The organism is Shewanella sp. Isolate8 (assembly GCF_022398495.1).
Taxonomy (GTDB): Bacteria; Pseudomonadota; Gammaproteobacteria; order Enterobacterales; family Shewanellaceae; genus Shewanella; species Shewanella aquimarina.
This window is the reverse complement of record NZ_JAKEVI010000001.1, coordinates 80,072-93,846: the sequence shown is the minus strand read 5'-3', so window position 1 is coordinate 93,846 and position 13,775 is coordinate 80,072. Positions and strand designations below refer to the sequence as shown.

Below are 13,775 nucleotides of genomic sequence, written 5' to 3'. Positions count from 1 at the left end.
GTCGTCACACAGCTCTGGCTTTGATAGCAGCGACAGTTCAAAGCATTCAACTGAGGCATGCCGAGGCCTGCTGAAGTTGAATAACGCCGAAATGGTGTTGCTATCAAAGCCCCGCAGGGCGAGGCTTACAGCGATATTTGGTACGTTACAGTTCTTGCGAAGGACTAGGGCCATTCGCTGCAAACTGTGCCTTGCATCTATCCACTTTTAGCACACGCAGAGCAAGCACGGGACTTATTCGCACCTTCCCTAAGCCTTACTAAACCTCGCATGGCGATTATCGCCAATTTCACCGCCTAGACCAGCGGCGAGTCTTGACCTGCATAGCGATCACTCATCCTCCCCAAAAAAAAGACCACCTTAGCGCAGTGGCTGAGATGGTCTTCACCTATGGGGAAGGGCAATGAATCACTTTTTCACTTCATTATCGTGGGCACAACCCACACTTATTATCTAAGCTGTTATTTATGGATCTTAGTCAGGGCCGCCGCCTTCTCTGTGTAGTCGCCATGACAGTTACCACAGGTAAACTTGGCCGTACCCCAAGGCATTTGATACTTACCATCGTCGGTAAACTGTTTTGCATCGGGTGACAGATCTAGGGTGAATAGGTGAGACTTGATATCACCAAACACCACATCGGCACTGCCTAACTTAGGTCCAGTGGTTACCGCGCTCTTAGCAAGTTTCGGCATATGACAGTCGGTACATTCGGCAATGGAGCTATGACCGTAAGATCCGCCACCATCGGCAAACGCCATGGTATGACAGTCGCTACAGGCCTTCACCGCGCCCGCATGCAGACCATCGCTGCTATCCTGATTCTTGGTTGACTTGTGCGCATCATGACAGCTGGTACAGCTCATGCCTTTCTTGGCACCAATCTCATCGCCGGCTTTGTAGGCACCATGATCTTGCGGTACGACACCCAGGAGTTCATCGGCGGTTTGGTGATGCTGAGCCAAGCCTCCCTTAGCAATGATACGTCCCCCTACCTGACTGCCCGCAGGGAAAGCACCGTTGTACTTGCTGACGAAGCTTGGATAGTCCTTCTCACCGTCACGGGTATGACATTCGGCGCAGGTAACTGCCTTGCCATATGCCATATCCTCGGCGAGGAAATCATCCGTGGTGCGCGCCGTCGCTATCTTGGTGATGTTGTCTTTCGAAGGCGCCTTCACGTGAAGACTACCGGCACCGTGGCACGATTCACACTGAATACCCTGCTCGGCAAAGGTTCCGTTCATGCCGGGTAGGTCGCCTTGACGATCCGGATTACGGCTGTCGCCACCGGCCACGTCTGTGGTGCGCTTCCAGCCCGTGGTGTGACAGTTACCACAGCTGTACTGTACATCAAATTCGGTATCTTTGTAGTTACCCATGACGTCCGGGTCGGCGGGGTGATTGTCGGGAATGTTCAACTCGCCTTTACTGTTATGTATGTTGTACTGGACATTCTTACCCGTCACTATGTAACCGTCTTTATCCAACCAACGCATCTTCCAGTGATAACCGCCCACCACATAGCTCACCTCATCATAGCTAGTCGGCGCCCCCAGGGTATTGTTTGGCGTCGAGTCGACCAGCAGATCTATGGCTCCGGTGATGGTGCTCTCTGGCGTATAAGGAAAACTCGGCTGCTCGCCAGCGGTGATCTTCTGAATCTTGAAGTTATGGCCCGTCTTGGCGAATGAGGCATGCTGATCCCCATGACAGCCAGCACAGGCGGCAGAGCCGACATAGGCTAAGGCTTCAGGCTCTGGCAGCGCCTCGACGGTCACGGTAACCTCACCAACCGCCTCATCTGTGCCATCTGTGATGGTATAATTAAACTTAACCTCTCCCGCCGCGTCACCCGCGGTATATTCAACCTTACCCTCCTTGATGACCGCACTATCGGAGCTGACAGAGACGATTGATAGGGTATCGCCATCGGCGTCGGTATCGTTTGCCAGCACATCTATACTGACCATTTCTGACACGGTAACGGTTGCGCTATCGGCAACGGCAACGGGCGGGGTATTGCTTTCAACTGGTGGAGGGGTGTCGTCATTATCACTACCACACGCCACCAACATAGAGATCATGCTAGCAAGCAATAGCTTTTTACATGGAATTTGGCTGCTCATATATTCATCCTCTCGTGGCTTATGACAATCACCAACTTGCAGGAAGGGTGACTGATATGTCTCTTCGGACATGGTCACAGTATTTGCGACTTACCACTTAAGGGATAGATTAGGCGATTTCACAATAGCCTGACTATTGTGAAGTTTCCTTATCAGAACAAGATTAACCTACTGATTATTAGGATTTTATGACGTCATGAGAGATTGTGATTTTGTAAAACAAATTGCCCAGTTGTTGTCAAAATATAGACCTTACTCTCATTTTGTTGCACCAGACCGGCCTTCTTTAATTGGCGCAGATGAAAGTTAAACCTGGTGTGATCTTCGACGCCCACCAGGCGGCAAAGATCCATAAATTTAAGTTGCTTATGAGTCCCCAGCTGTTTCAGGGTCGAGCGCCGCAACGGATTGGCCAGGGCGGCATAGACGCTATCGGCGTCGATATTGACGGCCGACTTCAACAACTGCTTCTCGGCGATACTGCGTTTAATCCCCATCAATAGCTCACCGGCATTGAAGGGTTTGGTCATCACGCTATCGGCGCCCTTCTTCATGGCATCGACGGCGGTATCGACCGTGGCGTAGGCGGTGACTATGATAATGGCGATGAAAGGATTCAATTGGCGTAGGTTAGAGATCGCCTCGACCCCTGTCATACCCGGCATGAGCAAATCCATCAGCGCGATGTCGAAGGTGTGCTGCTGGCAGGCCGAGATCGCCGCCTCGGCGCAATCGACCGCAACAACCTGATGGCCTTCCAACTCTAAGATATCCACCATATTGGTGCGTAAGTCGGCGTCATCTTCGGCAATTAAAATGCTGGCCATCAGGCCTCCTCAAATAAAATCGACACCTGGGTTCCCTGCCCCAGCTGGCTGTGAATATCCATGCTTCCCCTGTGGGCCCTGACTATCGACTCGCAGATGGCCAGCCCAAGTCCGGTACCCTTACCTATCGCCTTGGTGGAGTAAAAAGGCTCTAGCGCCCTGGCAAGACTCGCATCGTCCATCCCCTGCCCCTGGTCCGTGACCGACAGAGAAATGCCACCCGCTTCGCTTGCCACATCGACGCAGATAATGCCGCCCTGTTCACTGGCATCCATGGCATTGTTGAGCAGATTGATCAGCAGCTCTTCAAGCTTAATCTTCTGCCCCAACATCGACAGCGATTCGGGACAATTGACCCGGATCTCGAAATTACGTTGCTTATGTGACAGCAGCTTAATCGACGAGCGAATCACCTCAGCCAGGCACACCGGCATCGCCTCCTCCGAGGTCGGTCTGGCATAGGCCAGTAACTCCTTGCTGATCTCGGCGGCGCGGCTGATCCCGAGTCGAATGCGGTTGATGTACTCTTTGTACGTGTCATCTTGTGGCGGATGCTTTCGCTCTAACAGATCCAGCGCCAGGGTCGAGGATGCCAGCGGATTGTTGATCTCATGGGCCACCCCCATGGCCAGCTGACCGATCGCCTTATACTTATCGGCCTCGATCGCGCGCTTTAACTTCACCTCAGTTTGCTGCTCCCGCTCGATGTCGAAGATCTTGAGCGCCTTAAACAGGGTGATCAACACCAGGCCACTGGCTAGGGTACGCAGCACGGGAATGGTCATATGCAGATCGGTCGGCACCAGACCCGCAAGCACGCCGTAAATCCACAGGCCCACACCGGTTGCCACAAAATACTGGCCATAGTCATGACGCGCCTGTAGCAAGCCATGACCATAGATAGCCATGCCGGAGCCGGCTAGAAACGCGCTGCCAAACCCCAGCAACAGACGCGTACAGTGGGCCGCCTGTGAAAACATCTCATCGGAGAGATCCAAGGAGCCAGATAGACGCGCCACTGAGATGCAGTAGGCCAGCAGAACCAGCAGGATCGCCCCATGACCTATGCGGGCTATGCGCCGCTGTAAGATAGCGAAGAGCAGCCAGGCAAACACCATTAGGCTGGCAAACGAGAGTGCCAATTTAAGTAGCCTAAGCCACTGCACCAATACCTGATATTGTTGACTGATGTCGTCGGCAAACAGGATGACGTATAACTCAGACCACTCGTGGAAGGCGTGGGTAAAGCCAAACAGGGCCAGGGCCCAGAGCGTGGGCGAGATGGAGAGCTGACTGTACTTAAAATTGCGAAAAACGACTACGCAGCCAATGGAAAAAAACACTAGGCCATAGAAGAGGTAGATGTTAAACACGATAAAAGTCAGCATAGGAAGACATTAACACTGGCTCAACATAGGCCGCCGTGACAGTCTCGACAATATCGATGCAAATTTATCTCGGCCACAAAAAAGCCACCCTAAGGTGGCTTTTTCATGATAAAGAAAAGGTTAGCTGACCCGCACGACTTCGCCGCCTAGGCCCTTAAACTTCTCTTCGATATGCTCATAGCCTCTGTCGAGGTGGTAGATGCGATCCACCGTAGTCACACCATCGGCCACTAGACCGGCAATCACCAGGCTCGCCGAGGCACGCAGATCCGTCGCCATCACCTGAGCGCCGTTGAGCCGCTCACAACCCTTGATGATACAGGTATTGCCTTCCAGCTCCATGTTGGCGCCCATACGGATAAGCTCAGGCACATGCATGAAACGGTTCTCGAAGATGGTCTCGGTAATGGTCGCCGTACCTTCCGCCAGGACGTTTAGCACACAGAACTGCGCCTGCATGTCCGTAGGGAACCCCGGGTAAGGCATGGTCTTGATGTTGACCGCCTTAGGGCGTTTGCCCTGCATATCCAGTTCGATCCAATTTTCACCGGTTGTGATGCTGGCGCCGGCGTCTTCGAGCTTGGCGAGTACGGCCTCCAGGGTCTTAGGATCGGCATCGACACAGCGTATCTTGCCTCGGGTTACCGCAGCGGCCACCAGGAAGCTACCTGTCTCGATACGGTCTGGCATCACGCGATATTCACAGCCACTTAGCGACTCGACACCCTGAATACGAATGGTATCACTACCTGCACCGCTGATCTTAGCGCCCATGGCGTTGAGGCAGTTGGCCAGATCGATCACCTCAGGTTCGCGGGCCGCGTTCTCGATGACGGTCTCGCCATCGGCCAGGGCCGCCGCCATCAGCAGGTTCTCTGTGGCACCGACGCTAATCATATCCATGAAGATATGGGCACCCTTGAGTCGACCATCGACACGTGCCTTGATATATCCCTCTTTCACTTCAATCTTGGCCCCCATCTGCTCCAAGCCATGCAGGTGCAGGTTAACCGGACGGGCGCCGATGGCGCAGCCACCAGGCAGGGATACGTCGGCGGTGCCATAACGGGCCAGCAAGGGGCCCAGGATCAGGATAGAGGCACGCATGGTCTTCACCAGTTCATAGGGCGCGCAAAACTCCTTTAGGTGAGTCGTCGAGATGGTGATCTTGCCGTCATCGCCACGGCTCACGTCGGCACCGAGGCAGCGCAACAGCTCACAGCTGGTGTTGACATCGCGCAGGTTCGGCACATTGCTGACCACAAAGTCGGTCTCGGCGAGCACACCGGCCATCAGAATCGGCAGGGCGGCATTCTTGGCGCCTGAAATCACCACGTCACCGGCCAATGCACCACTGGCCTGAATTGTTAATTTATCCACTGTGAGTCTCTAACCTGGCATGTTGAAGATTTTTTCACGCTTCCACTGCGTCGGGGTAAAGGCATTGATAGTGATGGCATGTAGCGCCCCACTGGTCACATGTTCCATCAAGGGGGCATAGATCATCTGCTGCTGCTTGACGCGGCTTACACCGTCGAAACACTCGCCGACGGCGACAATCTTATAGTGTGTCCCATCCTGGCTCACGTGTACTTCATCTAGTGCCAGCGCTTGAGTAAGCAGCTGTTCAATCTCATTACATTCCATAAACGGATAACCCTTTTATTTGGCTTCTTCGGTGAAGAAGTCTTGTAAATCATATAAATCTATTAGCTTTTGCAGTTGCAATGGTGGGTTGCAAAGCGCCAGTGATTTTCCCTTCGCCTGCTGCTCTGCCACCAGATGCAACAAGAGGGCGACACCTGCGCTATCGCTATAGGCGACCCCAGAGAGATCCAATCGCTCACATGGCCCGCTCAGCAGTGTCTCCAGTTTAGGCCAGAGCTGCACCACGGCCGCCTGTGACAGCTGGCCGCTCACCTTGCACTGGCCAGCGTCCTGCTCAAAGGCCAGCATTATAGCTTAGTCTCCTTACTCGCCAAGCTGATACGATCTGCCGTGTGCGTCTCTAGCTCCTTGATCACCGCATCTATGCCATTCTGGCGGATGAGGTTAGTGATCTCGGCGCTCTTTGAGGAGAGCAGGCTGACCCCTTCGGCCACCAAGTCGAACGCCTTCCAGGTGTCGTCTTTGAGGCGGCGAACCCTGAAGATCAGCTTGATAGGCGGACGTCCCTGCTCGATGATCTGCACATTAACATCCACCATCTTCTCATCGTCGAAACGCTTGGCCGGCGCAAACTCTACCTGCTGATCCGTATACTCGGTAAAGGCCTGAGCATAGGTGGCAATCAGATAGGCCCTAAACGCCTCGGCGAAACGCTCACGCTGATCCGGCGTACTCTGGCGTAGGTAAGGCCCCATCACCTTGTAAGAGGCATACTTGTAATCGATATAAGGCATCAGCTCGTCAGAGACTATCACCTTAAGATGGTCAGGATTGGCCTGAATTGTGGCAATATCCTGATGAAATCGGGCGAAAGTCTTGTTGGCGACCGATTCCACCATGGCGTAGGGGTCTTTAGTATTGACCGAGATCTCCTCGGCGCTTACCAGATTGCTAACTAGCAACACCAAGGAAGAGAAGAGCACTTGCAACAACTGTTTCATATTCGTCCCTATTAATTTTCTTTAGACTTCATACTGTATAAGAACTGGCCAATAAGATCTTCGAGCACTAAGGCCGAATGGGTATCGTCGATACGATCGCCATCTTTCAACATGCCGATATCGTCCATCACGAAACCCGGGGTCAGGCCTAGGAACTGCTCACCCAAGAGGCCAGAGGTCAAGATAGACAGGCTACTGGTCTCGGGGAATTGATCGTACTCTTTGTCCATCGCCAACTCGACCACGGCCACCAGTTCATCGGGATCCAGGCCTATCTTGGTCACCCGACCGACCACCACGCCACCCACTTTGACCGGCGAGCGCACCTTGAGGCCACCCACATTGGTAAACTTGGCATACAAGGTGTAGTGGCTCTGCCCAGGCTTCACCTCGACGTTGGCGACATTGAACACCAAGACCAGGAAGGCCATCAGGCCCGACAGAATAAACAAACCAACTAAAAGTTCAATTTTGCGAGTCAACATACCCAATTACCACTCAGTTCTATACATACCACGAAGGCAGGTATATAGGTTTATCCATAAACAAAAATTCATCAGCGGCCAAACATCATGGCCGTCAACAGGAAGTCCAGCGCCAACACAGCCAGGCTGGACTGCACCACGGTCTGTGTGGTCGCCCTGCTAATCCCCTCGGGATTGGGGATCACATGATAGCCACGATACAGGGCTATCCAGGTGACCACTACGGCGAACACCAGGCTCTTGATCAAACAGTTCACTATGTCCTGACGCCACTCTACCGAGGCCTGCAGTATCGACCAGAAGCTGCCGCTGTCGATCCCCTTCCACTCAACCCCCACCAGATGACCGCCATAGATGCCCACGGCGGTAAACATCAGCGCCAACAGCGGCAGGCTGATCACCCCGGCCCAGAAGCGCGGCGCGATCACCTGACGCAGAGGATCGATAGCCATCATCTCCAGGCTGGAGAGCTGTTCGGTACTCTTCATCAGGCCTATCTCTGCGGTGAGCGCCGAGCCTGCGCGTCCTGCAAACAGCAGCGCGGTCACCACGGGGCCAAGTTCACGCAGCAGACTGAGCGCCACCATGGGCCCCAGGCTGTCTTCGGTACCAAAACCCACCAAAATATTATAGCCCTGCAACGCCAGCACCATGCCGATAAAGAGGCCAGAGACCAGGATGATCACCATGGACTGCACGCCGATCACATACAGCTGCTTAATCAGTAGCGGCGTGCCCTTACGTACCCTGGGCACCTTGGCGATGGCGCCCCACAACATGAGTCCGGCGCGTCCCAGGCCGGTGACACTGTCGATCGCACCACGACCTAAGCGGGCGATTTGATCAATCACGCTCACCTAACATCTCCTTCTGGTAATCCTGGGCGGGAAAATGAAACGGCACGGGCCCGTCGGGCTCGCCGCCGATAAACTGTTTCAATTTCGGATTGTCTGCGGCCCTTAATTCGCTAGGCGTGCCGTGGGCGATCACTTTCTTATCGGCCAGCACATAGACGTAGTCGGCGATCCCCAGCACCTCCTGTACGTCGTGAGACACCACCACAGAGGTGAGGCTCAGCGCGTCGCTCAGCTCGCGGATCAGTTTAACCAGGACGCCCATGGAGATAGGGTCCTGACCGGCGAATGGCTCATCGTAGAGTACCAACTCGGGCTCCAAGGCGATGGCGCGGGCCAGGGCCGCACGTCTCTGCATGCCGCCAGAGAGTTCGCTCGGCATCATCTGAGCCGCGCCGCGAAGACCGACCGCCTCGAGCTTCATCAACACGATGCGGCGAATGATCGCCTCGGGCAGCTCGGAGTGTTCCCTAAGGGCAAAGGCCACGTTGTCGAACACATTCATGTCGGTAAACAGGGCGCCGCTCTGAAACAGCATGCTCATGCGCTTACGCAGGGCAAACAGCTCGCCCCGATTGCATTGATGCACATCTATGCCATCGACCTTGATGACCCCTTTGTCTGGGCGCAGCTGGCCACCGATGAGCTTGAGCAGTGTGGTCTTGCCTATGCCGCTGGGTCCCATGATGGCGGTCACCTTCCCCCTGGGGATGGTGAGGCTGACATCATCATAGATAACATGGGTGCCACGACTGAAGCCCAGATGACTGATCTCGACCAATGGCTTCGCTTGTTCCATCGGCGCTTGTTCCATCGGCTTAGTCTCACCCTCTGCTTGGTTGTCATGACTTAACGATTGATGACTCATAACGGGACCTAGTGCGTTCCATGGTTAGGCGGCAGGAAAAGAGGCAAATTGTACGAAATTGACGGATTGTGCACAACTGAATCGACACTATCTTTGCGCAATACTTTCAATTTTGTTCAAATCCAGCGAAAATGCGCGGCAGACTCTTAAATAAAAAGATTTTCAATGCTATTTAATATTTTCTTACTGATTGCTGGTTTGGGTGCACTGGTTTGGAGTGCCGACAAATTTGTCTTCGGCGCCGCGGCATTCGCCCGTAATCTCGGCCTGCCGCCTATGTTGATTGGCCTCACTATCGTCGCTATGGGCAGCTCGGCCCCGGAAATGTTTGTGGCAGCCACCGCCTCCCTCGAGGGAATGACAGACACGGCCATAGGTAATGTGCTGGGCTCCAACGTCGCCAACATCACACTGATCTTAGGGATCACCGCGCTGTTAGGCGCAATCTCGGTAAGCTCACAGACACTCAAGCGGGAAATCCCTATGATGCTTGGCGCCACGGCGCTGGCAGGATACTTTCTCTATGATGGTCAGCTGACCCGCATCGAAGGGCTGGTGCTGTTGGTACTCTTCTTCGCCCTCATGGGATACCTGATCTGGCATGCGATCGCCAATAAGGAAAAGGATCCACTCATCGATGAGGCAGAGAGCGAGGTGCCTAAAGATGTCCCCACGCCCAAGGCGATCCTCTGGCTCGTCATCGGCCTAGTGCTGCTGCCCCTGTCTGCCGACTGGATGGTGCAAGGCGCCGTGGGTATCGCCAAGGCCTTCCATATGTCAGACTTAGTCATAGGCCTGACCATCATTGCCGTCGGCACCAGCCTGCCAGAGCTGGCGGCCTGTGTGGCAGGCGTGCTGAAGAAGGAAGACGATCTGGCCATAGGTAACGTGGTCGGCTCGAACCTGTTTAATATTCTCGCGGTATTGGCGCTGCCCGCCCTTATCGCCCCAGGCGCGGTAGATGCCGCCGCCAGCAGTCGCGACTTTTACATGGTGATGGCAACCAGCGTTGCCCTGGCCATACTGATTTTATTAACCGGCAAAGCCCGCCAACTTCGCCCTTGGCATGGCGGCGTGTTATTAGCGACTTTTATCGCGTACCAAGTCACGCTTTTCCTATCCTAATAACGTTTAGGCCGACAAAATAGAGAGAACAAGATGGTAGATGCAGATCAATTACGTCATTGGGGACGCAAGGTTATCGATATCGAGCGCAACGCGCTGGACAACCTGTATCAATATGTCGACTCAAGTGAATTTGCCAAGGCCTGCCAGCTGATCCTCGCCTGCACCGGCAAGGTAATTGTGATGGGCATGGGCAAATCCGGCCACATAGGTAACAAGATCTCAGCCACCCTGGCCAGCACTGGTACCCCCGCCTTCTTCGTCCACCCCGGCGAGGCCAGCCACGGAGACCTGGGCGTACTGAGCGAGAACGATATCGTGCTCGCCATCTCCAACTCGGGTGAGGCCAGCGAAATTTTAACCCTGATGCCGGTGATCAAGCGCATGGGACTACCGGTCATCGCGGTGACGGGGAAACCCGAATCCAACATGGCCAAACACGCCATAGTCCACCTGTGTATCGAGGTGCCGGAAGAAGCTTGTCCGCTGGGGCTGGCGCCGACATCCAGCACCACGGCCACCCTGGTTATGGGCGATGCCCTGGCGGTGGCCCTGCTTCAGGCTCGTGGCTTTACCAAAGATGATTTCGCCCTCTCCCATCCAGGCGGTAGCCTGGGCCGCAAGCTGTTGCTCAAGGTGAGCGATGTGATGCACAAGGGCGATGAGCTGCCATTGGTTAGCGAAGATATCTGTATCACTGAGGCCCTGTATGAGATCTCCAAGAAGGGGCTGGGCATGACTGCTGTGGTCAATAACCAGGGGCTGCTGGTCGGCATCTTCACCGATGGCGATCTGCGCCGGGTGATCGACGCTGAGATCAACCTGCGCAAAACCTCGATCTCAGAGGTGATGACCCATGGCTGCGTCACCGTCAGCGACGGTATCTTAGCCGCCCAGGCGCTCAAGGTGATGGACGAGAAAGAGATCAACGGCCTGATCGTCACCGACGATCAACAAAGACCGATTGGCGCACTCAACATGCTGGACATGGTTAAGGCGGGGGTGATCTAACATGGCACATCAAGGTTTCTACGGCCCCATCAGCGACGAAGTCTGGCTGAAGGCGAAACAGATCAAGCTGTTGATCTGCGACGTCGATGGCGTCTTCTCCGACGGCCTGGTCTATATGAGTAACTCGGGCGATGAACTCAAGACCTTCCATACCCGCGACGGCTATGGCGTCCGCTCTCTGCTGACCAGCGACATTCCCGTGGCCATCATCACGGGGCGCAAATCACAGATAGTAGAAGATCGCATGACGGCACTGGGCATCACCCACATCTACCAGGGTGTCGACAACAAGCTAGAGCCCTACCAGGAGCTGCTAAGCCTCTACAAGGTCACGCCAGAGGAAGTTGCCTACATAGGTGATGACATGGTGGACCTGCCTGTGATGGAGAAGGTTGGCCTGTCTGTCTGCGTGGCCGACGGTCACCCCTATGTGCGCCAACACGCCGACATGGTCACCCATATCAAGGGCGGTCATGGCGCCCTGCGTGAACTGACGGATCTTATTCTGCTGAGTCAGGATAAGTTTGCCTCGGCCCACGGAATGAGCATATGAACAGAGTCACCCTGGCGATCATCGCCTTCTTCGGCACCGCACTGCTGCTCTATTGGCAGGTACAGTCGAAAAAGGGCAACGAAGATCTGGCCCTCAAAAACGTCGATCGTCCCGACTATATAGTCCGGGATCTCAAGAGCGTGCAATACAATGATGAGGGTGGCATCAACAGCCGGGTATCGGCCAGCCACATGGAACACTATGCCGAGCGCAACCTGACCTACTTTACCCAGCCCATCTATCTGGTCTATCCCGACAACGGCGATGCCCAGTGGCGCCTGAGGTCCACCAAGGGCACGCTAGACAAAAATAGCGGACGGGTCACCCTGGAAAATAATGTTATCATTGATGCCATTAGCCCAGAAGAACCGATTCAGACCATAGAGACCACCTATCTGGAGCTGGATCTCAATACTATGATTATGACATCCGACAGAAGCATTCGGGTCACAGGGCAAGATTTCCTCATTACCGGGGAAGGCTTATATGCCGATCTCAACGCACAAAATATACGACTGACGAGTCAGGTAGAAGGAACATATGAAACTAAATAGCCTTATTCTTGCGGGCCTGCTGTCCCTGGTCAGTATTGGCGCCCACGCCAAGGAAAACGACCTGCTGCAAGAGGTTAAGATCTCTGCCGCCAGCCAGGAAGCCGACATCAAGAACAACCAGATCATCTTCCACGGTCCGGTAGAAGTCACACAAGGCTCAATCAAGATTTTGGCCAGTGAGCTGCGCGCCTTCAGCAAAGAGAAGAATAGCGGCAAGATCCTCATCGCCACCGGCAACCCAGCCACCTACTCTCAGGTGATGGAAGATGGCCGCCTAGCTTCTGCCAGTGCCAAGGAGATACGCTACGAGCTTTCCAGCCGCACCCTAACACTGATCGGCGACGCCACCCTGGAACAGGAAGGCAGCCAGGTCACAGGTTCGCAGATCCGCTACAACATAGAGCAGCAACAGCTGATCGCCGAGAGCAGCGGCAAAGACAGAGTGATCACCATCATTCAGCCTGAGAACTATCAGGAGCAGATCCAGCCAGAACAGAAACCCGAACAGCCCAAACAGGAAAAACAATGACACACCTAACCTTGAAGGCGGAGAACCTCGCCAAGAGCTATAAGAGTCGTGCCGTTGTCCAAGACGTGAGCCTCACGGTCAAGACCGGGCAGATCGTCGGCCTGCTGGGGCCAAACGGCGCCGGCAAGACCACCACCTTCTATATGGTCGTCGGATTGGTGCAGAGCGACAAGGGCCGCATCTTTATCGACGATGACGACCTGACGCTGGATCCCATGCATCTGCGCGCCCGCAAGGGCATAGGTTATCTGCCTCAGGAAGCCAGCATCTTTCGTAAGCTCTCGGTACGCGACAACATCATGGCCGTACTGCAGACCCGCAGCGACCTGAACAACGACGGCCGTGAAGAGGAGCTGGAACACCTGCTGGAAGAGTTCCATATCACCCACATCCGTGACAGCCACGGCATGGCACTCTCTGGTGGTGAACGTCGCCGGGTAGAGATCGCCAGGGCGCTGGCCGCCAACCCTAAGTTTATTCTTCTCGACGAGCCTTTCGCCGGGGTCGATCCCATCTCGGTCATCGACATCAAGAAGATCATCGAACAGCTCAAGAATCGTGGCCTGGGGGTGTTGATCACCGACCATAATGTGCGCGAAACACTAGATGTCTGTGAGAAAGCCTACATCGTCAGCCATGGTAATCTGATCGCCGAGGGCACACCCGCCGAAATCTTAGACAACCAGCAAGTACGAGCAGTGTACTTAGGTGAACAATTCAAGCTATAGTTAATCTTATAACGGGGCCACACAGAAAAACCTATCTTAGATTGTGGCCTTAGCGACTATTCGATATATTTGTCCGGCACATATAGCCAGAGCTTTCTCATTTTATAATTAGAAA

The 13,775-nt window shown here is 54.4% G+C and carries 16 protein-coding genes; 6 read left to right on the top strand and 10 right to left on the bottom strand.

Features of this window, described 5'->3' with window-relative positions:
• Positions 1–461 precede the first annotated feature (461 nt).
• From L1D43_RS00435 to L1D43_RS00390, 10 genes are all read right to left on the bottom strand, one after another.
• Positions 462–2,129 carry an Ig-like domain-containing protein gene (locus tag L1D43_RS00435; protein ID WP_239849504.1) on the bottom strand — a complete coding sequence of 556 codons (1,668 nt, stop codon included), beginning with the start codon at positions 2,127–2,129 and terminating at the stop codon, positions 462–464.
• A gap of 194 nt (positions 2,130–2,323) precedes the next feature.
• A complete protein-coding gene (locus tag L1D43_RS00430) occupies positions 2,324–2,956 on the bottom strand; it encodes a response regulator (protein ID WP_041509952.1) in 633 nt (210 codons plus the stop codon).
• Positions 2,956–4,344, bottom strand: coding sequence for a HAMP domain-containing sensor histidine kinase (locus L1D43_RS00425; RefSeq protein WP_239849503.1), 1,389 nt, complete (start codon positions 4,342–4,344; stop codon positions 2,956–2,958). The genes L1D43_RS00430 and L1D43_RS00425 overlap by 1 nt, the downstream gene beginning before the upstream one ends.
• Before the next feature lie 120 nt (positions 4,345–4,464).
• A complete protein-coding gene (gene murA, locus L1D43_RS00420) occupies positions 4,465–5,724 on the bottom strand; it encodes a UDP-N-acetylglucosamine 1-carboxyvinyltransferase (protein ID WP_239849502.1) in 1,260 nt (419 codons plus the stop codon).
• A gap of 9 nt (positions 5,725–5,733) precedes the next feature.
• Positions 5,734–5,991: a BolA family protein gene (locus L1D43_RS00415; protein ID WP_041509949.1), complete on the bottom strand. Its 258-nt coding sequence runs from the start codon at positions 5,989–5,991 to the stop codon at positions 5,734–5,736.
• A 15-nt stretch (positions 5,992–6,006) separates the two neighbouring features.
• On the bottom strand, positions 6,007–6,300 hold the full coding sequence (locus L1D43_RS00410; RefSeq protein ID WP_239849501.1) for an STAS domain-containing protein: 294 nt from the start codon (positions 6,298–6,300) through the stop codon (positions 6,007–6,009).
• The gene (locus tag L1D43_RS00405) at positions 6,300–6,953 is read right to left on the bottom strand and encodes an ABC transporter substrate-binding protein (RefSeq protein ID WP_041509947.1); all 654 of its coding nucleotides are present in this window, start codon (positions 6,951–6,953) and stop codon (positions 6,300–6,302) included. Before L1D43_RS00405 ends, L1D43_RS00410 begins: the two co-directional genes overlap by 1 nt.
• An 11-nt stretch (positions 6,954–6,964) precedes the next feature.
• Entirely contained in the window at positions 6,965–7,438 is a 474-nt protein-coding gene (mlaD, locus tag L1D43_RS00400) for an outer membrane lipid asymmetry maintenance protein MlaD (RefSeq protein ID WP_041509946.1), read from the bottom strand.
• A gap of 71 nt (positions 7,439–7,509) precedes the next feature.
• Complete coding sequence (gene mlaE / locus L1D43_RS00395) at positions 7,510–8,295, bottom strand: lipid asymmetry maintenance ABC transporter permease subunit MlaE (protein WP_041509945.1); 786 nt, start codon at positions 8,293–8,295, stop codon at positions 7,510–7,512.
• Positions 8,282–9,106, bottom strand: a complete 825-nt coding sequence (locus tag L1D43_RS00390; protein ID WP_239851004.1) for an ATP-binding cassette domain-containing protein — start codon at positions 9,104–9,106, stop codon at positions 8,282–8,284. The genes mlaE and L1D43_RS00390 overlap by 14 nt, the downstream gene beginning before the upstream one ends.
• Before the next feature lie 219 nt (positions 9,107–9,325).
• Here L1D43_RS00390 and L1D43_RS00385 point away from each other — a divergent pair, with 219 nt between their 5' ends.
• Genes L1D43_RS00385 through lptB form a run of 6 tightly spaced genes read left to right on the top strand, consistent with a single transcriptional unit; the run spans position 9,326 to position 13,660 of the window.
• Positions 9,326–10,285 carry a calcium/sodium antiporter gene (locus tag L1D43_RS00385; RefSeq protein ID WP_239849500.1) on the top strand — a complete coding sequence of 320 codons (960 nt, stop codon included), beginning with the start codon at positions 9,326–9,328 and terminating at the stop codon, positions 10,283–10,285.
• A 33-nt stretch (positions 10,286–10,318) separates the two neighbouring features.
• Positions 10,319–11,296, top strand: a complete 978-nt coding sequence (locus L1D43_RS00380; RefSeq protein WP_041509943.1) for a KpsF/GutQ family sugar-phosphate isomerase — start codon at positions 10,319–10,321, stop codon at positions 11,294–11,296.
• 1 nt (position 11,297) lies between these two features.
• Positions 11,298–11,849 carry a 3-deoxy-manno-octulosonate-8-phosphatase KdsC gene (kdsC, locus tag L1D43_RS00375; RefSeq protein WP_041509942.1) on the top strand — a complete coding sequence of 184 codons (552 nt, stop codon included), beginning with the start codon at positions 11,298–11,300 and terminating at the stop codon, positions 11,847–11,849.
• Positions 11,846–12,403: an LPS export ABC transporter periplasmic protein LptC gene (gene lptC / locus L1D43_RS00370; protein ID WP_239849499.1), complete on the top strand. Its 558-nt coding sequence runs from the start codon at positions 11,846–11,848 to the stop codon at positions 12,401–12,403. The genes kdsC and lptC overlap by 4 nt, the downstream gene beginning before the upstream one ends.
• Positions 12,390–12,932, top strand: a complete 543-nt coding sequence (gene lptA, locus L1D43_RS00365) for a lipopolysaccharide transport periplasmic protein LptA (protein WP_239849498.1) — start codon at positions 12,390–12,392, stop codon at positions 12,930–12,932. Before lptC ends, lptA begins: the two co-directional genes overlap by 14 nt.
• The gene (gene lptB, locus L1D43_RS00360; protein WP_041509939.1) at positions 12,929–13,660 is read left to right on the top strand and encodes an LPS export ABC transporter ATP-binding protein; all 732 of its coding nucleotides are present in this window, start codon (positions 12,929–12,931) and stop codon (positions 13,658–13,660) included. The genes lptA and lptB overlap by 4 nt, the downstream gene beginning before the upstream one ends.
• Positions 13,661–13,775: the final 115 nt, after the last annotated feature.

Coding starts and splice junctions, on each gene's coding strand:
- lptB (WP_041509939.1), top strand. CDS start 12,929: ATGACACACCTAACCTTGAAGGCGGAGAACCTCGCCAAGAGCTATAAG.
- L1D43_RS00390 (WP_239851004.1), bottom strand. CDS start 9,106: ATGGAACAAGCGCCGATGGAACAAGCGAAGCCATTGGTCGAGATCAGT.
- L1D43_RS00410 (WP_239849501.1), bottom strand. CDS start 6,300: ATGCTGGCCTTTGAGCAGGACGCTGGCCAGTGCAAGGTGAGCGGCCAG.
- L1D43_RS00380 (WP_041509943.1), top strand. CDS start 10,319: ATGGTAGATGCAGATCAATTACGTCATTGGGGACGCAAGGTTATCGAT.
- L1D43_RS00425 (WP_239849503.1), bottom strand. CDS start 4,344: ATGCTGACTTTTATCGTGTTTAACATCTACCTCTTCTATGGCCTAGTG.
- L1D43_RS00430 (WP_041509952.1), bottom strand. CDS start 2,956: ATGGCCAGCATTTTAATTGCCGAAGATGACGCCGACTTACGCACCAAT.
- L1D43_RS00435 (WP_239849504.1), bottom strand. CDS start 2,129: ATGAGCAGCCAAATTCCATGTAAAAAGCTATTGCTTGCTAGCATGATC.
- mlaD (WP_041509946.1), bottom strand. CDS start 7,438: ATGTTGACTCGCAAAATTGAACTTTTAGTTGGTTTGTTTATTCTGTCG.
- lptA (WP_239849498.1), top strand. CDS start 12,390: ATGAAACTAAATAGCCTTATTCTTGCGGGCCTGCTGTCCCTGGTCAGT.
- lptC (WP_239849499.1), top strand. CDS start 11,846: ATGAACAGAGTCACCCTGGCGATCATCGCCTTCTTCGGCACCGCACTG.
- L1D43_RS00385 (WP_239849500.1), top strand. CDS start 9,326: ATGCTATTTAATATTTTCTTACTGATTGCTGGTTTGGGTGCACTGGTT.
- L1D43_RS00415 (WP_041509949.1), bottom strand. CDS start 5,991: ATGGAATGTAATGAGATTGAACAGCTGCTTACTCAAGCGCTGGCACTA.
- L1D43_RS00405 (WP_041509947.1), bottom strand. CDS start 6,953: ATGAAACAGTTGTTGCAAGTGCTCTTCTCTTCCTTGGTGTTGCTAGTT.
- kdsC (WP_041509942.1), top strand. CDS start 11,298: ATGGCACATCAAGGTTTCTACGGCCCCATCAGCGACGAAGTCTGGCTG.